The 21,632-nt window shown below is 39.8% G+C and carries 27 protein-coding genes; 22 read left to right on the plus strand and 5 right to left on the minus strand.

What is annotated here, in order from left to right; genetic code table 11:
• Positions 1-205 precede the first annotated feature (205 nt).
• Positions 206-1,273, minus strand: coding sequence for an NAD(P)/FAD-dependent oxidoreductase (locus tag M3183_RS08585; protein WP_251468528.1), 1,068 nt, complete (start codon positions 1,271-1,273; stop codon positions 206-208).
• Positions 1,274-1,525: 252 nt separating this feature from the next.
• Between M3183_RS08585 and M3183_RS08590 the strand changes: the two genes are divergently transcribed.
• The 4 genes from M3183_RS08590 (at position 1,526) to M3183_RS08605 (ending at position 3,701) form a co-directional block, all read left to right on the plus strand.
• Entirely contained in the window at positions 1,526-1,765 is a 240-nt protein-coding gene (locus tag M3183_RS08590) for a YuzB family protein (RefSeq protein WP_251468530.1), read from the plus strand.
• Between the two features lie 128 nt (positions 1,766-1,893).
• Positions 1,894-2,259 carry a HesB/IscA family protein gene (locus M3183_RS08595; RefSeq protein WP_285879110.1) on the plus strand — a complete coding sequence of 122 codons (366 nt, stop codon included), beginning with the start codon at positions 1,894-1,896 and terminating at the stop codon, positions 2,257-2,259.
• Positions 2,260-2,968: 709 nt separating this feature from the next.
• Positions 2,969-3,193, plus strand: coding sequence for a hypothetical protein (locus tag M3183_RS08600; protein ID WP_251468532.1), 225 nt, complete (start codon positions 2,969-2,971; stop codon positions 3,191-3,193).
• A 334-nt stretch (positions 3,194-3,527) separates the two neighbouring features.
• On the plus strand, positions 3,528-3,701 hold the full coding sequence (locus M3183_RS08605) for a hypothetical protein (protein ID WP_251468534.1): 174 nt from the start codon (positions 3,528-3,530) through the stop codon (positions 3,699-3,701).
• A gap of 159 nt (positions 3,702-3,860) precedes the next feature.
• Here M3183_RS08605 and M3183_RS08610 read toward each other — a convergent pair whose 3' ends face one another.
• Entirely contained in the window at positions 3,861-4,859 is a 999-nt protein-coding gene (locus tag M3183_RS08610; protein ID WP_251468536.1) for an NAD(P)/FAD-dependent oxidoreductase, read from the minus strand.
• 390 nt (positions 4,860-5,249) lie between these two features.
• Here M3183_RS08610 and M3183_RS08615 point away from each other — a divergent pair, with 390 nt between their 5' ends.
• From M3183_RS08615 to kapD, 8 genes are all read left to right on the plus strand, one after another.
• A complete protein-coding gene (locus tag M3183_RS08615; protein ID WP_251468538.1) occupies positions 5,250-6,467 on the plus strand; it encodes an NAD(P)/FAD-dependent oxidoreductase in 1,218 nt (405 codons plus the stop codon).
• A 120-nt stretch (positions 6,468-6,587) separates the two neighbouring features.
• Positions 6,588-6,905 (plus strand): YuiB family protein, encoded by a 318-nt coding sequence (locus tag M3183_RS08620; protein ID WP_285879114.1) that lies wholly within the window; start codon positions 6,588-6,590, stop codon positions 6,903-6,905.
• 119 nt (positions 6,906-7,024) lie between these two features.
• Positions 7,025-7,630 (plus strand): 3D domain-containing protein, encoded by a 606-nt coding sequence (locus M3183_RS08625; RefSeq protein ID WP_251468540.1) that lies wholly within the window; start codon positions 7,025-7,027, stop codon positions 7,628-7,630.
• Between the two features lie 87 nt (positions 7,631-7,717).
• On the plus strand, positions 7,718-8,098 hold the full coding sequence (locus M3183_RS08630; RefSeq protein WP_251468800.1) for a DUF309 domain-containing protein: 381 nt from the start codon (positions 7,718-7,720) through the stop codon (positions 8,096-8,098).
• 51 nt (positions 8,099-8,149) lie between these two features.
• Positions 8,150-9,658 carry a leucyl aminopeptidase gene (locus M3183_RS08635; RefSeq protein ID WP_251468542.1) on the plus strand — a complete coding sequence of 503 codons (1,509 nt, stop codon included), beginning with the start codon at positions 8,150-8,152 and terminating at the stop codon, positions 9,656-9,658.
• A 273-nt stretch (positions 9,659-9,931) separates the two neighbouring features.
• Positions 9,932-10,168, plus strand: a complete 237-nt coding sequence (locus M3183_RS08640; RefSeq protein ID WP_251468543.1) for a hypothetical protein — start codon at positions 9,932-9,934, stop codon at positions 10,166-10,168.
• Positions 10,169-10,630: 462 nt separating this feature from the next.
• Entirely contained in the window at positions 10,631-11,008 is a 378-nt protein-coding gene (locus M3183_RS08645; RefSeq protein ID WP_251468545.1) for a hotdog fold thioesterase, read from the plus strand.
• 342 nt (positions 11,009-11,350) lie between these two features.
• Positions 11,351-11,974, plus strand: coding sequence for a 3'-5' exonuclease KapD (gene kapD, locus M3183_RS08650; RefSeq protein WP_251468547.1), 624 nt, complete (start codon positions 11,351-11,353; stop codon positions 11,972-11,974).
• A 162-nt stretch (positions 11,975-12,136) separates the two neighbouring features.
• Here the strand turns inward: kapD and kapB are convergent, their stop codons facing one another.
• Positions 12,137-12,517, minus strand: a complete 381-nt coding sequence (gene kapB, locus M3183_RS08655; protein ID WP_251468549.1) for a kinase-associated lipoprotein KapB — start codon at positions 12,515-12,517, stop codon at positions 12,137-12,139.
• A 101-nt stretch (positions 12,518-12,618) separates the two neighbouring features.
• Between kapB and M3183_RS08660 the strand changes: the two genes are divergently transcribed.
• The 7 genes from M3183_RS08660 (at position 12,619) to M3183_RS08690 (ending at position 17,197) form a co-directional block, all read left to right on the plus strand.
• Positions 12,619-13,359, plus strand: a complete 741-nt coding sequence (locus tag M3183_RS08660) for a peptidylprolyl isomerase (RefSeq protein WP_285879122.1) — start codon at positions 12,619-12,621, stop codon at positions 13,357-13,359.
• Between the two features lie 77 nt (positions 13,360-13,436).
• Complete coding sequence (locus M3183_RS08665; RefSeq protein ID WP_251468551.1) at positions 13,437-13,646, plus strand: hypothetical protein; 210 nt, start codon at positions 13,437-13,439, stop codon at positions 13,644-13,646.
• Between the two features lie 106 nt (positions 13,647-13,752).
• The gene (locus tag M3183_RS08670; RefSeq protein ID WP_251468553.1) at positions 13,753-14,301 is read left to right on the plus strand and encodes a superoxide dismutase family protein; all 549 of its coding nucleotides are present in this window, start codon (positions 13,753-13,755) and stop codon (positions 14,299-14,301) included.
• 160 nt (positions 14,302-14,461) lie between these two features.
• Positions 14,462-14,797, plus strand: a complete 336-nt coding sequence (locus M3183_RS08675) for a spore coat protein (protein WP_251468555.1) — start codon at positions 14,462-14,464, stop codon at positions 14,795-14,797.
• A 236-nt stretch (positions 14,798-15,033) separates the two neighbouring features.
• Entirely contained in the window at positions 15,034-16,446 is a 1,413-nt protein-coding gene (gene gndA / locus M3183_RS08680) for an NADP-dependent phosphogluconate dehydrogenase (RefSeq protein WP_251468556.1), read from the plus strand.
• Positions 16,447-16,545: 99 nt separating this feature from the next.
• The gene (locus tag M3183_RS08685) at positions 16,546-16,923 is read left to right on the plus strand and encodes a PH domain-containing protein (RefSeq protein ID WP_251468558.1); all 378 of its coding nucleotides are present in this window, start codon (positions 16,546-16,548) and stop codon (positions 16,921-16,923) included.
• 10 nt (positions 16,924-16,933) lie between these two features.
• On the plus strand, positions 16,934-17,197 hold the full coding sequence (locus M3183_RS08690; RefSeq protein WP_251468560.1) for a DUF1871 family protein: 264 nt from the start codon (positions 16,934-16,936) through the stop codon (positions 17,195-17,197).
• Between the two features lie 430 nt (positions 17,198-17,627).
• Here the strand turns inward: M3183_RS08690 and M3183_RS08695 are convergent, their stop codons facing one another.
• Positions 17,628-17,852, minus strand: a complete 225-nt coding sequence (locus M3183_RS08695) for a helix-turn-helix domain-containing protein (RefSeq protein ID WP_251468563.1) — start codon at positions 17,850-17,852, stop codon at positions 17,628-17,630.
• 218 nt (positions 17,853-18,070) lie between these two features.
• Here M3183_RS08695 and yugI point away from each other — a divergent pair, with 218 nt between their 5' ends.
• Both yugI and M3183_RS08705 read left to right on the plus strand, forming a co-directional pair.
• The gene (gene yugI / locus M3183_RS08700) at positions 18,071-18,469 is read left to right on the plus strand and encodes a S1 domain-containing post-transcriptional regulator GSP13 (RefSeq protein WP_251468565.1); all 399 of its coding nucleotides are present in this window, start codon (positions 18,071-18,073) and stop codon (positions 18,467-18,469) included.
• A gap of 135 nt (positions 18,470-18,604) precedes the next feature.
• Positions 18,605-19,807 (plus strand): ornithine--oxo-acid transaminase, encoded by a 1,203-nt coding sequence (locus tag M3183_RS08705; RefSeq protein ID WP_251468567.1) that lies wholly within the window; start codon positions 18,605-18,607, stop codon positions 19,805-19,807.
• A 48-nt stretch (positions 19,808-19,855) separates the two neighbouring features.
• Here M3183_RS08705 and M3183_RS08710 read toward each other — a convergent pair whose 3' ends face one another.
• Positions 19,856-20,086: a DUF378 domain-containing protein gene (locus tag M3183_RS08710; RefSeq protein WP_251468570.1), complete on the minus strand. Its 231-nt coding sequence runs from the start codon at positions 20,084-20,086 to the stop codon at positions 19,856-19,858.
• 139 nt (positions 20,087-20,225) lie between these two features.
• On the opposite strand from M3183_RS08710, the gene M3183_RS08715 reads away from it, so the two are divergent.
• A complete protein-coding gene (locus tag M3183_RS08715) occupies positions 20,226-21,389 on the plus strand; it encodes an iron-containing alcohol dehydrogenase (RefSeq protein ID WP_251468572.1) in 1,164 nt (387 codons plus the stop codon).
• The last annotated feature ends 243 nt before the right edge of the window (positions 21,390-21,632 follow it).

A 21,632-nucleotide genomic window follows, 5' to 3' on the forward strand; every position in this document is an offset into this window, starting at 1 on the left:
GAACTTACTGTCTTAACATAACGGTTCTTAGATAGTGTTGCGATGTCTTTCTCTGTAAACAGTTTTTTACTCATAATTCTCCGTCTCCATGTATATCTCTATGTTGTTCTTTAAATTATACAAAAAATACCCTATAGAAAGAGCACTTTTTTAAAGTGTCTATACTATAGGGTACATTTTACATTTCGGAATGCTTGTTTTTTTATCATCCATTATGGAATTTATAAAGCCAAAGGACACCGGATTTTAATAGACGTGCAACCCGGCCGGTAATGGCACGGTCTGCCATCATTCCAAATCCTTGTTTTTTTCCAAGAGATCCGAGTACACCCTTCAGCTTAATTGGCGGGAATTCAGCCGGAGGTTCTTCTCCATTCCAGCGCTTTTGTAAAACCTCGACAATTTGTACGGCCTGACCTTCTGCTAGCTGAGCACTTGGGGCATGCGGCAGGCTGGCACAGTCACCAAGAATAAAAATATGTTCATCATTTGGCAGGTGATGGCGAGGAGTGATGACCATCCGTCCGGAACGGTCCTTTTCGCCTTCCATATCCCGGACAACTTTATTTGCTTGAATACCAGCAGTCCAAACAATAACATCGCATTTTACTGGTACGTCATTATTATAAAGTGTATTTTCTTCTACTCTTGTAATATTAGAATGATTGATAATTTCAACATTATGTTCTTTAAACCAGCCTTCAACAAATTTACTTAAACGGTCTGGAAAGGCTGAAAGAATATGGTTACCGCGATCAAATAATTTTATTTTTAAATCTCCGCGGCTCTCGCTCAACTCACTTGCAAGTTCAACGCCGCTTAGGCCGGCCCCGACAATGCCGACAATAGATCCAGGTCCCAAATTATTTAAGGCTGAATAGGTTTTACGTGATTTTTCGATACTCTGGATACTAAACGAAAATTGTTCTGCACCAGGAACGTTATGATATTTATCCTCACAGCCTAAACCAATGACCAGGTCATCATAGGAAATGGACTCATCATCCTTTAGAAGGACCTTTTTTTCTTTAGCATTGACACCGATTACTTCACCATATTTTACCGTCAATTTTGGGTGCTCAGGAAATTCGACACGAACCTCTTTATCTGGAACAGTTCCAGCCGCCAATGCATAGTATTCCGTTTTTAAACAATGGTATGGGACACGATCAACCATGGTAATTGAAACATCTTCAGGCAGATTATTAGGCAGAAGTTCACTTAAAATCTTCATGCCGCCATAGCCGCCCCCGAGAATAACAAGATTTTTCATTTAAATTCCCCTTTGCGAAGCATTTTGAAGGTTTTACTATTTGTCATATTTAGCCGTTTCAAAAATAAAAAAGTTCTTCAGAAATATTATTCAAATATACTCTCCCTATTTAACACACAAATATGAGTATATCGAAATTGTGTCAAAATAACAACACTTAAAGGGAAATATCTTGACAAATATACCAGTAACATGGTATTTGACGTTGTTGTCGAAAAATAGTAGGATATGTAGTGGTGGAGAGGTGAAAATATGTTTAAACCGATCATAGAATTCTGTGTCAGCAATCTCGCTTCAGGGTCACAAAAGGCACTTGAAAAATTAGAAAAAGATCCTAATTTGGATGTTATTGAATACGGCTGCCTAAGCTATTGCGGGATATGCGCAAGAAATTTGTATGCTCTTGTTAATGGAGAAGTGGTAACTGGAGAGACACCAGATGAATTGGTAGATAACATTTATCAATACCTGGAAGAAAATCCGATGTTTTAGATAGATGGGGAGCAGATGCTCTCCTTTTTGATTTTGGTTCATATACTGTTTATAAGGTTTAAACATTTGTGCCTTTATAAAACGGTGTTATACTATATGAAAAGCAATAAAGTCAGGAGGGGAATTTCTTGAGTAAAGATGTCGTTATTTTAACAGAAGCAGCATCACTGCACATTAAAGAAATGATGAAACATAATGAAGAAGAAGGTGCATTTCTTCGCGTCGGTGTACAAGGCGGCGGATGCAGCGGATTATCATATGGCATGGGGTTTGAACATGAAGTTAAAGAAGATGATCTCAAGTCTGAACAATTTGGAATTCAGATCATAGTGGATAAAGAAAGTGCCCCCATTCTCAACGGTACGAAAATTGATTATAAAGAGTCCATGATGGGCGGCGGCTTTACCATCGATAATCCGAATGCTATTGCATCCTGTGGCTGCGGATCCTCATTCCGCACTGCAGTAAATGCCGGCACACCGGAAGAATGCTAATAAAATACTGAGTGTACACAAGACTAAAAAGATGACTTAAACCAACATCTGCAAATAGGATGTGTTTTGCCTTCCCGGTAGTTAATGCCAAAACATTACTAATCGGGAAGGTTTTTTTATGGATAAAAATCGAACGCATCTGAAGAAAAGCGCAGGACCTTCATAGGATTATGCGGCACTTAAATATTCTTACTTTCAGGGGGGCGCGGAAATAACAGAGGATTCGGCGGAAATGCAGCGGATGAAGGACAAAACGGGGTTCAAGAATCCGGAAATAGTCCTTCATCCAAGCGATGAAGGACAAAACGGGGTTCAAGAATCCAGAAATAGTCCTTCATCCAAGCGATGAAGGACAAAACCAGGAACAAGAATCCGAAAACAGTCTTTCATGAAGGTGATGAAGGACAAAACGGGGTTCAAGAATCCTTAAACAGTCTTTCATGAAGGTGATGAAGGACAAAACGGGGTTCAAGAATCCGGAAACAGTCTTTCATGAAGGTGATGAAGGACACAATGGGGTTCAAAAATCCGGAAACAGTCTTTCATAGAGATGATGAAGGACAAAACGGGGTTCAAGAATCCGGAAATAGTCCTTCATCCAAGCGATGAAGGACAAAACCAGGAACAAGAATCCGAAAACAGTCTTTCATGGAGGTGATGAAGGACAAAACGGGGTTCAAGAATCCGGAAACAGTCTTTCATAGAGGTGATGAAGGACAAAACGGGGTTCGGGCAGGCGAAAACAGTCTTTCATAGAGCAAACCCGCGGAATCAAGGAGCAGACCCCCGCGGAATCAATGGCCCAACCCGCGGAATTAATGAGCAAATCCGCATAATCAAGGCCAAAACCCGCGGAATTAGCCTTTGTGCCGAATTGAACAACCCGCTAAATTGGGGATTCGCGAATAGAAGGCTTGGACTCGCTAATAAATGAGCTGAATTCGCTAATAAATAGTCATTTGCCGCTAATAAGGGTTGAGAGCTGAGGACTGATTTTTTCACTATTATTAAGTATTTTTTTAATATTGCCGGTATAGGTCAAACGTGCTATATTTATTTAGAACCAAATATTCCGAATAGTTAACCCGAGATATGTAAAAAAACACAAAAGATTTATTTTAACTAAATCAGCAGTAAATCCTGATTTTGTATACATATCAACTTTTGATTCATTTGAATCCTGATTGAAAAATCAGAAGTTGATGTAAAGGCGGTTTAATACAATGACCCCCTTTACTAACAAAAATACATATCGGGGGGAATACGAAATGTTTATTAAATTTGAAAGGAATATACACAAGAGCAGTAATGGAGAAGTGAAGGAATCCAGCAGATTAGATATATCATTTTCTGGTAAATCTGATAAAAGGTTAAGCTTTATTTCTCTGTTACCGGCAGTATTGTCATTCCTTGGGGATATTAATGCATTTCATTGGTTCTAAAAAGAGGCTTTGTCTGTGTGACAAGTCTCTTTTCTAATATAAGCCAAACAGAGTCTAAACAGGCAGGAATAAGTTGGATGGAAAACAGCTGAAAGCTTCTGAAGAATGATAACAATATACAGTAAAAGGGCGTCCATGATTTGGACGCCTTTTGTATAACTAATGATCAAACATAGAAGAACTATGCAATGGCTGAATTCTTGCTTTTGGATCCATGTATGCTTTTGCATTGTTTACGGCTGTCGGGGCTTCGCCAAAACCGGAAGCAATTAATTTTACTTTGCCTTCATACGTGCAGATATCACCTGCAGCATAAATTCCCGGGATATTTGTCTCCATTTTGGAATTCACGATAATGGAGTTCTTTTGAATGTGAAAACCCCAATTTTTGATCGGTCCAATGGAAGAAACAAAACCATAGTTACAGATGACTGCATCAACATCAATCGTTTCTTTGCTTTTGTCGCTTACAGATTCAAGGACAACTTGTCGGATGCCTGCATTATCGCCAATCAATTCTGCCGGAACAAATGGTGTTTTTACATCTACTTTTGAATGAAAGAGGTTTTCGACACTGTGTTCATGGGCACGAAATTTATTACGGCGGTGAACAATGGTTACTTTTTCAGCAATAGGTTCAAGCATAAGGGCCCAGTCAACTGCAGAATCACCGCCGCCAAATACAACAACCTTCTGACCGGCAAATTGGTTAAGGTCATTAATAAAATAGTAAAGGTTTCTTCGTTCATATTGTCTTGCACTTTCCAATTCTAAACGGCGCGGCTGGAATGCACCATTGCCTGCAGTAATAATAACTGTTTTTGCATAATGAATTTCTTTATTGGTTGTTAATTTAAATGTCCCATCTTCCTGTTTTTCAAGCTTTTCAACGGATTGTTCAAGCACAATCGTTGGTTCAAACTTTGCCATTTGTTCTTTTAAGTTATTAATCAATTCCTGTGCAAGGATTTTTGGAAAACCGGCAACATCATAAATATATTTTTCAGGATATAGCGCAGATAATTGACCGCCCAGGTGTGGAAGGCTTTCGATGATCTTTACGGTTGCTTGTCTCATACCCCCGTAAAAGGCAGTAAAAAGACCAACGGGGCCGCCGCCAATGATGGTAATATCATAAAGCTTCTGATCTTCCAGCATTTATGTACCCCCCTAACAAGTAATAAATTCCCCATCTACCACAATACCATAAAATGGAAATAATTGTACTTTACTCTGGCAATATTCATAAAAGTTTCAAAAAAGATAATTTAGTATATTATATTTATGGAATTGTATGAAAATACTTGAAATAAATACTAAAACAGCATAAGATGTATTAAAGGATATTGTTTAAATTTTGTGACAATTTAAAGTGTGCTCTTATGAAAAAGCAGGGAAAATGCTCTCCTTTTTATGCCAGATGAAACAGTATTCTTTGTTAATGTCAGATTATGATTATTTCTATGCATCCATTCGTGAAATTCATCACAAACATTTTCCCAGTTAATAAGAATGCACTAAAAAAATAAAAAGGTGGCAGTGATAAAGATGAGGAAACCAAAAATCGTCATTCTTGGTGCTGGATATGGAGGATTGTTAACAACTGTTCGTTTGCAAAAAATGATGGGATTTAATGAAGCAGAAATAGTTTTAGTAAACAAAAATAATTATCATTATGAGACAACTTGGCTTCACGAAGCTTCGGCCGGCACATTGCATCATGATAAAGTCCGCTATGATATCCATCATGTACTGGACAGTAGCAAAGTTCACTTTATCCAAGACACTGTTATGGAAATTAATAAAGATGAAAAGAAAGTGATTTTAGAAAAAGGGGAAGTCGAATATGACTACCTGGTGATTGCCCTTGGAGGAGAGCCGGAAACATTCGGGATTAAGGGTTTAAAAGAATATGCCTTAGGGATTACAAATGTGAATTCAGCACGCCAAATCAGGGAGCATATTGAGTACCAATTTGCAGTTTATCAGATGGAGGAAGAGAAGAATGATAACCGCCTATCGATTGTCGTCGGCGGTGCCGGCTTTACAGGAATTGAATTCCTAGGTGAATTAACGCAACGAATTCCGAAACTTTGCCAGGAATATGATATAGATCAGCAAAAGGTAAGAATTATTTGTGTAGAGGCAGCTCCAACCGCACTTCCTGGTTTTGATCCAGAGTTGGTAAACTATGCCGTTTCCCAATTACAGCGGAGAGGGGTAGAGTTTTTAATCGGTACAGCCATTAAGGAAGCGACTCCAGAAGGTATTTTAGTGGCCAAAGGTGATGAAGAGCCATGGGAGATTAAAGCTTCCACGGTTGTCTGGGCTGCCGGCGTACGCGGAAATTCCATCATCGAAAAATCCGGAATCGAAGCAATGCGGGGGCGGGTAAAGGTACAGCCTGATCTAAGAGTGCCTGGATTTGAGGATGTATTTGTCATTGGTGACTGCTCTTTAATCATTAATGAAGAAAACAATCGTCCTTTTCCGCCGACCGCACAAATAGCCATGCAGCAAGGGGAAGTAACGGCCCGTAATATTATCGCCTTAATCCGCAATATGCCGCAGCTCGAGACATTCAAGTTTGATAGTAAAGGAACCATTTGCTCGCTTGGCGATGATGATGCAATAGGGGTTGTTTTCGGGAAGAAACTGACGGGTATGGCAGCATCCATAATGAAGAAAGCTGTGGATAATCGTGCTCTTTTTATGATAGGCGGAACATCTCTGGTATTGAAGAAAGGGAAATTTAATTTATTTTAATATTCTCTTAAGGACAGGTATTAAAAAGTGCCTGCCTTTTTTCTGCTGTCATCATTATTTCATTGACTCCCTTTCATACGTTCAGTTACACTAAAGAATGATGTAAAAAGGGGGATTTCAATGAACATTGTCGTATTATTGATATCGATATTGTTATTTTTTGTTTTATTTTTTGGAATTGGCTTCATTTTAAATATGATTCTCCGAATGACATGGATTATGGCAATAATTTACCCAATTGTTGCAATTTTAATCATAGATAAAGTAAGATTTCTTGATTATTTTACTGACAGCAAACATGCCTTCGTAGAATTGGGGCACCGATTTAGTTCATTGGCTTCTGCAGATATTATCATTTTAGTGAGCGGGCTGGCAGGAGCTATAGCATCCGGAATTACGATCAAACTTTTAAGAAAAAATGGATATCAAATGTTTTAATGACCTGTTGCTTTCTTAGCGAAGGTCTTTTTTTTTATACCTTTAAAGGATTACCACTTCTTTTTTGAATAATTCCTTCCATCTTGGGAATGAATATTTTGGGAGGAGTGAAAATTTTAATGAATAAAATGAAAAATTGGGCAATACGTTTGGCAATGACATGTCTTTTTATTATGGCATTATTAGTAACTTATGAATCCCTATCAGGTGTGAACGCTAAAACTTTAGTCCACCATTTCACAAATGCTCTTTCTGCCAGCGAAAATGTATCAGGGACAGCTAATTTGGAAGATGCATTTGATTGGTCCAAATATCCTAAACATACTGTGACGGCAACAGGCTACACGGCAGGCTATGAATCTACAGGAAAAAATAAAAGTCATCCTGAATATGGAATCACTTACTCAGGTGTGAAAGTGAAACGTGACCTGTATTCTACCATTGCAGCAGATTTAACTGTGTTCCCAATCGGCACCATTCTATTTATCCCTGATTATGGCTATGGTGTTGTCGCTGATAAAGGCGGTGCAATTAAAGGAAATAAATTAGACCTTTATTTTGAAACAGTTGATGATGTGTATCGTTTTTGGGGGAAAAAACAGGTTGATGTTTATGTTGTCCAAAAAGGGAATGGAAAATTAACGGAACAGCAGCTGCAGGCATTAAATGAAGATAAAGCCATGCAGGTCTTCAGACAGGCATATATTAAATCTGAAAAAAGATAAAACAGGCGGGCAATGCCTGTTTTTTTGCGTTCCCATTCACTATTTCTTAAAATAAAGAGAAGGATGCAGGAAAGCGGGGACCTGATAGTGGAGGATTATCCAATCGAGTATTATGAGTTTTTTGTCAGCTTTAATGAAGGCGATTATTATACATGTCATGATTTATTGGAAGAAATGTGGATGACTGACAAACAGAATTTATTTTTAAAAGGATTATTGCAGATGAGTGTCGCGATTTACCACTATGAATATGGAAATGTAAAAGGTGCGAGAATGATGATGCTGACGGCTTATTATTATTTACAAGAATACCGGCCGAAGCATTGGGGCCTTGATTTGGAAAAAGTCTATCCGTTTATAGAAGAATGCTTGATGACTTTCCCGAAAGATATTGACAGCATTCCCTATGAAAGAATTGATGAACTGCCAAAGCTTCCAGCATTGGTCTTATACATGGAAGATGATTAAAACTAATTTTTTGACTATAATGGAACACGAATAATGTGGAGGTGGCTTGATATGTTTCAGGTAAAGAAAGAATTAGATTTAACGGCTGAACATGAAGGGTTGGTGATTGGACTAATTGATAAACCCGAGAAGTTTTCCGGGTCGCTGGCTAAATTGGATGAAAGTTTTCATGGACAGCTGACAGAGCTCGTAAAATCAGGTGATATTTCAGCAAAAGTTAAACACATCAGCAAAGTACATAGTTTAGGCAAAATAGGATCCAAAAGACTCTGGTTTGTCGGCCTTGGTAAGGAAAAGGAGCTGTCCTTTGATCAGATGCGTGAGGCGTTTGGCAGACTGTTTAAAGAAATCCAGAGCAATCAATTAACAGAGGCGGCTGTTTATTTAGATTCTTTTGTAACGGAAAAAATAGATCAGTTAGATGCAGCCCATGCGTTAAGTGAAGCAGCTGTACTTTCCATGTACCAATATAATGGATACAGGCAAAAATCAAATATACCGGAGAGAAAGCTTTCAGAGCTTACTATATATAGTGATAAAGCAGAGGCAGACGAGGCTAAGGCTTCTTTAACGGTTGGCTATACGTTCGGAAAGGGAACGAATTCTGCAAGAACGCTTGTGAATACCCCAGGGAATATGCTGACGGCAGCTGATTTGGCAAACTATGCTGCAGAACTTGGCGCTAAATATGATTTTGAAGTAGAGATTTTAGACAAAGACGAAATTGAAAAGCTTGGCATGGGGGCGTTATTAGCTGTCAACAAAGGTTCTGCAGAGCCGCCAAAAATGATCGTGTTAAAATATCAAGGTAAAGAGGAATGGAAGGACGTCATTGGTTTAGTTGGGAAAGGAATTACCTTTGATACAGGCGGTTATTCAATTAAAACGAAGGCCGGTATTGTCGGAATGAAGACGGATATGGGCGGTGCTGCCGCTGTTCTGGGAGCAATGGAAATCATCGGGGAGCTTAAACCAGAGCAGAACGTGGTTGCTGTTATTCCTTCAACCGATAACATGATCAGCGGTGGAGCTTTTAAGCCGGATGATGTCATTACATCCATGAGCGGTAAGACCATTGAAGTGTTAAATACAGATGCTGAAGGACGATTAGTGCTTGCTGATGGCATTACCTATGCGAAACATCATGGAGCTGAATATTTGGTTGATATCGCGACCTTAACCGGTGGTGTCATTACAGCGCTCGGACTTCATACAACCGGGGCAATGACAAATTATGAACCATTATATGAACAAGTACTGGAAGCATCCATGGAAGCTGGTGAACAAATGTGGCAGCTGCCATTGTTTGAGTCCGAAAAAGTGCGGGTGAAGAGCAGCCAGGTGGCAGATTTAAATAACTCACCAGGACGTGAAGGCCATGCCATTGTCGCTGGTGCCTTTATTGGTGAATTTGCCGAAGACACCCCATGGGTCCATTTAGATATCGCTGGAACCGCCACCACATCCAAAGCCTGCGACCTTGGCCCGGCTGGCGCCACAGGGGTAATGGTTCGAACACTGGCACTGTTTGTGGAACGATTTGAACCGATTGAAAAATAAGGATTTAAGGAATTGCTTATGAGGACTTAAAGAGGAAAAAAACGAACGATTTGTCCTCATGAAGAGATCATAAGAACATTAAACAGGAAAAAGGCGAGCCGGTTGTCCTCATAAAAGGATCAAGAGAACTCAAAGAGGAAAAAAACCGAGCGGGTTGTCCTCAGTAAACTAAAATATAAAAATCTGGCACTGGATATATAGCCCGCCCACTCCAAATGGCCCCTCCCCGCATATGAAATAGTATAGGCAAATATAAAGGAGGTAAGGCCTTTTATGCACCCTTATTATTATCGAAATGCATATCCGGTTGCTGATCAACGGTTTATTGGAGGCTGGGGATGGCCGCTGTTAGCGGTTGGCGGACTTGGCTTTTTAGGAGGATTAATAGGCGGTGGTATCGGGGGCGCTTGGGGAGCTTCTACTGTAATGCGCCCGCCATTTGGCTATGGCTATGGCTATCCAGGTTATGGAGGATATCCTGGCTTTGGTGGTTATCCTGGATATTACTAGTAACGAAAAAACAGCTGCGGCTGTTTTTTCTTTTTTAAAGGCTCTTTTCTAAAAGATTGTTGCTTTTTGCACCCCTTTTTAAGATTCGTTCAAAAAATAGAGGTAGAAATTCCCCTTATTTAGGAAATTGGATGTTAATTAGCTGAAATAGACGGAGGAATTTCCCTTATTTGATTTTAAACTGCTAAAATCGGGTGCTTTTCATTGAATAACGGAAAAAACTCCGCTTATTTTTTACTATTTAAGCTCTTAATTTTGCAAATAACGGGAAAACTTCCGCTTATTTTTTACTTCCAAGGGGGCTATCCTGTAATCCAGCTTTTTCGCAGAGTCCGCTTATTCCTAAATAGAATAAACTTGGCATAACAACATAGTTTACGAAAACAGCCTTTTTAAAAGAGGAAAATAAGAATGTAAAAAAGAATAGTTGTAATGAAACTATTTAATATCGGAGGAAGAAACATGATAGAAAACACATTAATCGCAGCTCTAGGAATTGAACTAACACATGTAGGAGAGGGAAAGGTTATTGCCACAATGCCGGTTGATGAAAGAACGCGCCAGCCGTTTGGAATCCTTCATGGAGGTGCATCGGTTGCATTGGCAGAGACGGTTGCTAGTCTTGGTGCCTATGAACTGGTGGACAAGGAAACGCAGGGGGTTGCTGGTCTTGAAATCAATGCCAATCATGTCCGTCCGAAAGCGGAAGGGGTTGTCACGGCTGTAGGAACAGTGCTTCACCGCGGCAGAACAACACAGGTATGGGATATCAAAATAACAGATGAACAGGACCGTCTAATCTGTGTCTCTAGATGTACAATGGCTGTTATTAATAAATAAAGTGAAACTTCAATAAGTTGGGGTTTTCCCAACCCCCGCTGATTGTTAGTTGAACCATTCGGGTATTTACGGGAAGTTATCCCCCGCTTATACTTCCTGCTTGTGCTTTGTCTTGTAGCGGGGGTCTTACTGCCCGTAAATGCAGAATAAAAATAAATAAAACGAAAAAATGGAGGCTCCCCCGGCCTCCATTTTTTCGTTCCATTGTAGAAAAATTTAAAAAAATCACTCTTGAAATCTGTTATAATAAAAGAAATAAAAAAATAGCAAAAAGCACAGTTTTTTGTACATGTTTCTCTATATAATGTACTAAACAATTTATGTAATAAATAGGGGGTGGAAATGATGAGAAAACGGCAGTATTTGTTTATTGATTTTGAATTTTCAATGCCTGAGAGAAAGGTTCGAATGAAGGACTTTTATCCAGAAATTATTGAGGTGGGGGCTGTCTTGGTCGTGGATGAGCAGATCGTTGAACAGTTTTCCTCGTATGTTACTCCTCTTAAATTCCCTAAACTATCTGAACGTTGTAAGTCATTCTTACATATTACACAGCAGCAAGTGGACTCTGGGCTGTCCTTTTATGATTTTATCCGAAAACTGGAGGAATTTAATAAAAATCATTTAGAAACTACCATTGTTACTTGGGGAAATATGGATATGAAAGTGCTAAGGCATAATTGTCTTCATGCTGGGGTTAAATTTCCATTCCATGCCCATGAATTAGATCTTTCCATGGAATATAAACGTTTCTTTGGAGACCAAAATCAAACAGGTCTGTGGAAGGCTGTTCAGGAATATGGAAAGGAAGGGACAGGCCGGCATCATCGTGCACTTGATGATGCTTTGACTACCTACAATATATTCAAGCTCGTGGAAAAGGATAAACGTTATTTAGAAAAACCGAAACCAACAACTATTGGAGACCGGGTGGATTTCTCCAAATTATTAAATGAATTTGCTTAAATGGCCAAATCACTTAAAACGATTTGGCCATTTACTATTTTAAGATTTCTGGAATGGTCCTGCTTCCAATGGGCTCAAGGTCACAAGAGGGATCTGAAGAAGGGAAAAAACAGCCTTCTCACCAGCCTGTCTTGTGTTTAGTGACACCCTTGGCCCAAGCTATTATTTAAAATAATCCTTTTCTAAAGATTCAATGGCCTGCAGACTTAATTTTGCCCAATCTGATGGTTTTTCTTCAAGCTCCTGCTTCATTTTTTCAACAGCCTCTTTAAGTGACTCCTTGTAATGAGGGACTTCACCCTCAAAAGGTTTTACCATCTGCTTTGGAATATTGGTCTGCTCCCTAAAGGCGAGGGCACGGCGCTCATGGAAAATCAGGACATCCGCATCTTTCGGGCTGTGTAAGTCCCCTTGCATCGGATGCTTTAAAACCCCGAGTACTTTAACTAAATAATGCTGCGGGCGTATTTCAGTAATTTCTCCGATATATTTACCTGTCTTATAAATCCCTGTGACAATTGTACCAATTTCTAGTTCTGCCATATCAAAACACTCCTAACCAGTGGTTTACTACTTCCATTTTAGTATGAAAACGTTAAAATGAAAAACATAGTGTAATAAAGTGAGATTTGGAGGAAAGATATATGAGGAAGAGCCTGTTAAATCTAGTTACTCTTTTCGTCATTGTTCTCGTGCTTTCCGCATGTGGGACAAGCAATAAAACCAAACCGGAAAATGGAACGAGTTCCGCATCCAAAACAGAGCAGAAAGAAGGAGATCAAAAAGTGGCAAATTCCGTTTATCCTCAAGCATCAAAAGAGGTAGCAGAGAACGAAAGACTGGTTGAAATGCAAACATCGATGGGGAATATTAAAATAAAGCTATTTCCGGAATATGCTCCAAAAGCTGTAGAAAACTTCGTCAAGCATGGTGAAGAAGGCTATTATGATGGTTTAATTTTTCACCGTGTCATTAAAGACTTTATGATCCAGGGCGGTGATCCAAATGGCAATGGAACCGGCGGCGAAAGTATTTGGGATACCCCATTTGAGGATGAGTTTTCAAATAATCTATTTAACTTAAGAGGGGCATTATCGATGGCGAACTCTGGCCCGAATACAAATGGCAGCCAGTTTTTCATCGTACAAAGCAGCAAGCTTGATCCATCCATGAAAGAGCAGATGGAAAAGGCAGGGTATCCAAAGGAAATGATTGATGTCTATGATAAATATGGCGGCACACCATGGCTTGATCACCGCCACACCGTCTTTGGGCAAGTGATTGAAGGAATGGATGTTGTTGATAAAATCGCCAATACTCCAGTTGACGCGAAAGACAAACCGAAAGAAGACGTCGTCATTCAGAAGATAAAAGTATTGAAATAACCTGTCACTTGGAATGATTCCCTTTTTACTGATATAATGACTCTTGATAAGGTCCTTTAAAGAGAGGAAGTAAAAAGATGTTTCATTCGTTAGTATTGTCCTTGTTTTTATATTTTCCAGAGGATAAAAGAGAATATATTCCTGCCGCGATTACTTTTGGTATATTCCTGATAGGGGCAGTGATTGCAACATTTTTAATTATGAAACATTCCAAAAAGGAAGAAGAAAAAGCGAAGAAGTTTGAAGAACAAATTTTAAATAATCAATCAACAGATAAGAACAGTTAATTCCGGCTGTTCTTCTTTTTTATTTTTACTGACTTCTTCATTCCGAATAAGTGTCCAGCCGTTTGCCTATACTAGAGACAAATTGTCGATTTTGGGGGTTGTATACTTGAAGAAAATTTGGGCTATCATTCCGCTCCTTTTACTGACAGGCTGTATGGAAAAGGATGTCACGAAAACAAATGTGAAGATGTATAATGCGGCTGGGGATTCGCTTGGCTCGATTGAACTGCAGGAACAGTCAGGGGGCGTAAAACTGACCGGCAAAGTAAAAGGGCTGCCTCCGGGTGAACATGCGATTCATATTCATAACAAAGGGAAATGTAAGGCACCAGATTTTAAATCTGCGGGTGACCACTTTAACCCGGAAAGTAAAGAACATGGCCTTCTCCATCCCAAAGGATCTCATGCAGGTGATTTGCCAAACTTAATTGTAGAAGATGATGGCTCTGTCAGCATTGATTTGATGGCACCTAATGTCACACTATCAGATGGAAAAAAATCATTGTTTACAAAAGAAGGGACATCCATTGTCATTCACCAGGGGAAAGATGATGGGATGAGCCAGCCAGCCGGTAATTCCGGAAAACGCATTGCCTGCGGTGAAATTTCCACTGATAAAAAGAAACCAGGACAAAAGGAATCACAGGACGATTAAGAGGGAAACAGAAATCACTTAAAAATTAAGCCGGTAATAGGTTAATAAGGGCATTTTCCAACAAGGAAAAGTGCCCTTTTTTTCTTTATATGGGTACAAATCTATGCTTATCCGAAAAATTGTACATACACTACCATGAGAATAAATAGGAGGGATTTACATGGGAAAAAGACAATTTAACCCAATGTTTGGCCAGTTAATGGGGCAAATGGGTTATCCGCAAATGGGCGGCTATCAAGGCTATCCACAAATGGGAGGATACCCGCAAATGGGAGGATACCCTCAAATGGGCGGCTATCCACAAATGGGAGGATATCCTCAATCAGGCGGTTTTCCTCATTATCCGCAGACTGCTGGCGGATACCAGCAATATCCACAAATGGGCGGCCATCAAGGCTTCCCAGGAATGATGGGCGGCACTCCACAAGGATATCCATCTCAAACGGCTTATCCGTATCATGGGCAGCGAAGCAAAGGAAAAAAGGATAAGAAATAACCGGATTTTTTAAAGAAGGAACTTGTTCTGAGGGGACAGGTTTTTTCTTTGTCATTAATATTACTAGACTGCTGAATCAAAATATTATTTAAAATAGCCTGATTCATGTAAAATGAGTAACGGATGAAAAGTGATTCAATAGCAGCAAGGGAAAGAGGAACATTACAAGGATGAATGCTTTTCATAAGGTGAATACTAAAATAAGCGAAAATAACACCACGAAAGGATGGTTCAGATTGGGTAAACAACAAATAGGTGTGGTTGGTGTAGGAGTTATGGGAAGAAGCCTTGCACTGAACTTTGAAAGCAAGGGCTTTTCTGTTTCCATATACGACCTTTCTGAAGAAAAAGTAAACGAAATTTTAGAACATAATAAAGGAAAAAATATCGTTGGTTCGGCGAATATTCAAGAATTCATCCAATCACTTGAAAGTCCGCGGAAAATATTATTAATGGTCAATGCGGGTGTCATCACTGATAAAGCCATTGAATCACTTCTTCCATATTTAGAAAAAGGCGACATTCTCATCGATGGCGGCAATACATACTTCCAAGATACGATTCGCAGAAACAAAGAGCTTGCGGATAAAGGAATTCTGTTTATCGGTGCAGGGGTATCCGGCGGTGAGGAAGGGGCATTAAAAGGCCCGGCCATTATGCCGAGCGGACAGAAAGAAGCTTATGATGCTGTTGGACCGTTACTTACTGCTATTTCTGCAAAAGTAAATGGAGAACCATGCTGTACATATATCGGCCCGGATGGAGCAGGACATTATGTGAAAATGGTTCATAATGGGATTGAATATGGCGACATTCAGCTTATTTGTGAGTCCTACCATTTAATGAAATCACTGCTTGGTTTGTCCGTAAACGAACTGCATGAGGTATTTAAGGAATGGAATCAAGGGGAGCTTGACAGCTTTTTAATTGAAATTACGGCAGATATCTTCACAAAAATGGACCCTGAAACAGGCAATCCATTAGTCGAGATGATTCTTGACCGTGCGGGCCAAAAGGGTACCGGTAAATGGACAAGCCAAAATGCCCTTGATATTGGTGTACCATTAACCATGATTACCGAATCTGTTTTTTCCCGCTATCTGTCTGCTTTGAAAGACGAGCGTGTGAAAGCCAGCAAGGTATTAAAGGGGCCTAATCAGAACCAATTTAATGGTGATAAGAAAGAATTTATTGAGCAAATCCGCAAAACATTGTATTTCAGTAAGCTTATTTCCTATGCACAAGGTTTCTCCCAATATAAAGCAGCTTCCAAAGAATATAATTGGGATTTAAAACCAGGTGAGATTGCAAAAATCTTCCGCGGAGGCTGTATCATCCGTGCGGCATTCCTGCAAAATATCATGGATGCCTATGATCGCAATCCTGATTTGGATAATCTCCTCATGGATTCTTATTTCCAATCTGTTACCGCAGATTATCAGGATGCAGCACGTGAAGTGGTGGCAATGGCTGTCAAAGCAGGAATTCCTGTTCCAGGCCTTTCAAGTGCCCTTGCATATTATGACAGCTATCGTACGGCAGTTCTTCCTGCCAATCTTCTGCAGGCACAAAGGGACTATTTCGGTGCCCATACTTACGAGCGGATTGATAAGGAAGGAACCTTCCATACAAACTGGCTTGAAAAATAATCCTAGGATCCAGGCGTGGCATTGTTTTCACGTCTGGCTTTTTTATGTTTGGGCAGTTTTGTATAATGAAGAAATCAACAGCATAAAGGAGTGGTATGGATGGGATTTTTAGATGGATTAATGGGAAATGCCTCTGAAGTGAATGTGACGGAGGTGCAAAATGATTTTGCAAAGGTTTTAGCACCAAATGAGCAAATCGAACGGGCCTATAAGTTGATTCGTGATCTATTTATCTTTACGAATAAACGTCTTATCTTGGTGGATAAACAAGGGGTAACCGGCAAAAAGGTGGAGTACCATTCGATTCCATATAAAAGCATCACTCATTTCAGTATTGAGACTGCCGGCAATTTTGATTTGGATGCTGAATTAAAAATTTGGATTTCCGGCAGTGCACAGGCTCTCCAAAAGCAATTTAATAAAAACTTAAATATCTATGAGCTGCAAAGTGTACTTGCCGAGTATGTTCTAAAATAGGGCTATCGATATGAGGAAAGATATTCAAACAAACTTAAAGCTGGTTGATATCCTAACGGAATGGAACCCATTCGATTTAGAAAATGAAAGCTACGAAACAGAGATTGCCGATGTCATTCAAGCGGTTCATATCTATGATCATCCATTAACGTTAGCGAAAAAGATTCAAAACATATACGAATTCTCTTTTGAAAAAGTAATCCCGCTTAAGAGCTGTATGGAAACAGCTGTGGCATTATTAAATGTAATGGAGAATGAAACCTGCTCTTTTTAATAAAAAGGTGTGTTAAACAAGGCTGTTGGTTCAGTCAGCAGGTACAAGCGGTTCTCAGATGGTTCTGGGAGCCTCTTTGGCGTTTAATGCCTTTTGGGGTTCCCCCCTGCTCTCCCGCAGGACAATAGCATCCTTGAATCCCTCGCGCACGAAGGAAGTGCGTCAGCATTTGCGAGGACACGGAAATAGCATCCTTGAATCGCCCGCGCACGAAGGAAATGCGTCAGGATTTATGAGGAGTCTTTGCCTTCCGCTCCAATCAACTGAGTTAATTCAATCAACAATCCCTCTAATACAGCAAATAAAAAAAGTGGACAAACCAATTGGTTGTCCACTAAAAAAGGGGGGAATACTAGAAAGCTTATGGTAGTATATTTGCCAAAATTCCCCTGTCTTATACATAAAAAAGCAGAAATTTCCGCTTTGTTTTTTAATTATTTGCTGGTTCACTGTTTTTCAATTTATCTAAAAGGTCTGATGCTGCGATATCTAGAACAGTAGATAATTTTAAAATTGTCTGGGTACTTGGGATTTGTTCTCCTGATTCATATTTCTCAATTGTTTGTGTACCGACTCTGGCCTTCTGCGCCAATTCTTCCTGGGTCATTTTCCGCATTTCTCTAGCCATTTTAATTGTTTCACCAATCGTATTCATACTGTTCACCTCTCATTGAAATATAATTTCTCATTATAAGTTTATCATGATATCAAATCGTTTTCTTATTCCTTATTTGAACATTATGTTACAATCTTCTGATATCAACTAATTTTTCTTCGCAAATTGGGTAAGCTTTTGTTTTAGTTCCATACTTGTGATATAATTTTATACTGCGTATATAAAGATATAAATAATATCGATTTAGGAGTGTTCTCATGACAGGAAATATTGAAACGGGAAGTATTATAACAGGTAAAGTTACAGGCATTCAGCCCTATGGTGCGTTTGTGGCAATAGATGAAAATACACAAGGACTTGTGCATATTTCAGAAATTACACACGGATATGTAAAAGATATTAACGATCACCTTAAAGTGGGCGACGAAGTAAAGGTGAAAGTTTTATCTGTTGATGAAGAAGCTGGAAAAATTGGCTTATCAATTAAGGCCACAGAAGAAGCTCCTGCACAACCATCACGTCCAAGAAAGCCGCGCAGACGCCAGGCTGCAGCCATCATTCCAGAAGGTGACGGCCAGCAAGGATTCAATACCCTAAAAGAAAAACTACAAGATTGGATTGACCAATCCCAGCGTGAAGATTTAATTAAAAAATAAATTATTTTTGGAAAAGCCTAGGAGCCTAATGGTGAACCTGGGCTTTTCTTTGTTTAAAATTTGTTAACATTCTTTTTCCACTCTAAGCTACAATAGAATTATGTAAGAGATTACATTAGAAGGTGAGGCGTAAGTGTGGAAAACAATGTTCATTCTCAGCAAATTATTGAGTTAACCGATAAATATGGGGCTCATAACTATCATCCCCTGCCAATTGTGGTTTCACATGCGGAAGGGGTATGGGTGAAAGATCCGGAAGGCAATAAATATATGGATATGCTGAGTGCTTATTCTGCTGTTAACCAAGGCCATCGTCATCCAAAAATTATTCAGGCTTTAAAGGATCAAGCAGACAGAGTTACACTTACATCACGTGCCTTTCATAATGATCAGCTCGGACCTTGGTATGAAAAAGTCTGCAAATTAACAAACAAAGATATGGCTCTTCCGATGAATACGGGTGCAGAAGCTGTTGAAACGGCTTTTAAGGCAGCGCGCCGCTGGGGGTATGATGTGAAAGGAATCCCTGAAAATCAAGCGGAAATCATTGGCTGTAACGGAAATTTCCATGGCAGGACAATGACTGCCGTTTCACTCTCCTCTGAAGAAGAATATAAACGCGGCTTTGGACCCATGCTTCCAGGAATTAAGCTTGTTCCATATGGCGATTTAGAGGCTCTAAAGCAGGCGATTACACCGAATACAGCAGCTTTTTTAGTGGAACCAATTCAAGGAGAAGCGGGGATTATCATTCCGCCTGAAGGATATCTCAAGGGAGCATATGAGCTTTGTAAAGAAAATAATGTATTATTTATCGCTGATGAAATCCAAGCAGGTCTGGCACGTACGGGAAAAATGTTTGCCTGTGAATGGGAAGGAATAGAACCGGATATTTACATTCTCGGAAAGGCACTTGGCGGAGGAGTATTCCCCATTTCCTGTGTCACCGCGAACCATGATATTTTAGGCGTGTTTAATCCTGGCTCACACGGCTCGACTTTTGGCGGAAATCCAATGGCCTGTGCCTGTTCCATTGCTGCGCTGGATGTCCTGATTGATGAAAAATTAGCAGAACGGTCTTTAGAACTTGGAGAATACTTTATCAATAAGTTGAAAGAAATCAACAATCCAATAATCAAAGAGGTCCGCGGCAAAGGTTTATTTATCGGGATGGAATTAAGTGAAGAGGCGCGTATATATTGTGAGCAATTAAAAGAAGAAGGACTTCTTTGTAAGGAAACTCATGAAAAGGTCATCCGCTTTGCCCCTCCACTTGTGATCACCAAAGAAGAACTAGACTGGGCCATCGAACGAATCGCCAAAGTGTTGAGTGCATAAAAATCAGCTGAAAAGAAAACCGGGTTACTTCCTTCCCGGTTTTCTTTGTTAAGTCCGCTTTGCCTCTGTTTCGATTATGTACCCATCTTGCGTTTTAAAAAATAGTCCTAGATTGATAAATCCTGCGATTCCAATGACACCATAAATAATTTTTGCCAGCTCATCATTCCGGCCGCCAAAAATACCTGAGATAAGATCGACTTGAAAAAAAATAATTAACCCCCAGTTGATGGCGCCGATAATGGTCAGCAGGAAAGCGATCCGCTGAAACGCGCTCATACAAATTTCCTCCTTTTCAAATTTTATTATTAGGTTTTTACATGCCGTCTGGAATCTATTCAAACTGAAAAGGCAAAACTAGATTTTTGCAATAAAGCACATATTAAATAATAATAATATAGAATTAGGAGGGATTTAGATGCAAAACTTTACATTTTATAATCCGACCAAATTAATTTTTGGCAAAGGACAGCTGGAACAATTAAAAGAGGAAGTACCGCAATATGGGAAAAAGGTGCTTCTAGTATATGGCGGAGGAAGCATTAAACGAACAGGTCTATATGATCGAGTAATGGAAAAGCTTCAGGAAATCGGTGCAGAGGTTTTTGAACTTTCTGGTGTTGAACCAAATCCAAGGGTTACAACGGCCAGAAAAGGGGTTGAAATCTGCAAACGCGAAGGAATTGAATTTTTACTGGCTGTTGGCGGCGGAAGTGTCATTGACTGTACAAAACTGATAGCGGCAGCAGCAAAATATGAGGGGGACCCTTGGGATTTAGTGGTGAAGAAAGCTTTTGCAAACGAGGCTCTGCCATTTGGGACTGTTTTAACGATTGCCGCAACCGGTTCTGAAATGAACTCCGGTTCTGTAATTACCAATTGGGAAACAAATGAGAAACATGGCTGGGGCAGCCCATTTACTTTTCCTAAGTTTTCTATCTTAGATCCGGTTCATACCTTCTCCGTTCCTAAAGATCAAACGATCTATGGAATCGTTGATATGATGTCACACGTCCTTGAACATTACTTTCATTTGGAGGAGAAAACGGAGTTTCAGGATCGTATGTGTGAATCATTGCTCCTTACCATCATGGAAACAGCTCCTAAATTGTTAGAAAATCTGGAGGACTATGATAATCGGGCAACCATTCTTTATGCAGGTACCATGGCATTAAACGGAGTCCTAAATATGGGGTACCGTGGGGACTGGGCCACACATAATCTTGAGCATGCCGTATCTGCTGTGTACGATATTCCACATGGCGGCGGTCTTGCTATTCTCTTCCCGCACTGGATGGAGCATAATCTTCAGGTTAAGCCCGAACGCTTTAAACAGCTTGCTGTGAGGGTCTTTGGGGTCAACGCAGAAGGGAAAAGTGCGGAACAAGCAGGACTTGAAGGAATTCATAAGCTGAGGGAATTCTGGACCAGCATTGGCGCCCCAGAACGCCTGGCGGATTATGATATAGATGACAGTAAGCTCGATCTTATGACAGACAGAGCGATGATTAACGGAGAATTTGGCAACTTTACACAATTAAATCGGGAAGATGTAGCAGCCATTTATCGGGCAGCCCTTTAGAACAAGTGACCGGCAATCCAAACTGCCGGTCTATTTTTTTGAAGTAAGGATACGAATGATGGAATTGGAAACTTTATATAAAGATTGGTCGAAGGAAATTAACCGATATTTTTTTAGAATAATTTTTTGTTGTGATTTACAGTCATAGCATGCAAAGATTCTATTTGGTAATGAATCATTAAAAAACAGGAATAATGGCCGTTTATCAGCAAAAAAATAATTTTTGAAAGTGGACACGCTTTC

Source organism: Neobacillus mesonae (assembly GCF_023715155.1).
GTDB lineage: Bacteria > Bacillota > Bacilli > Bacillales > Cytobacillaceae > Neobacillus > Neobacillus mesonae_A.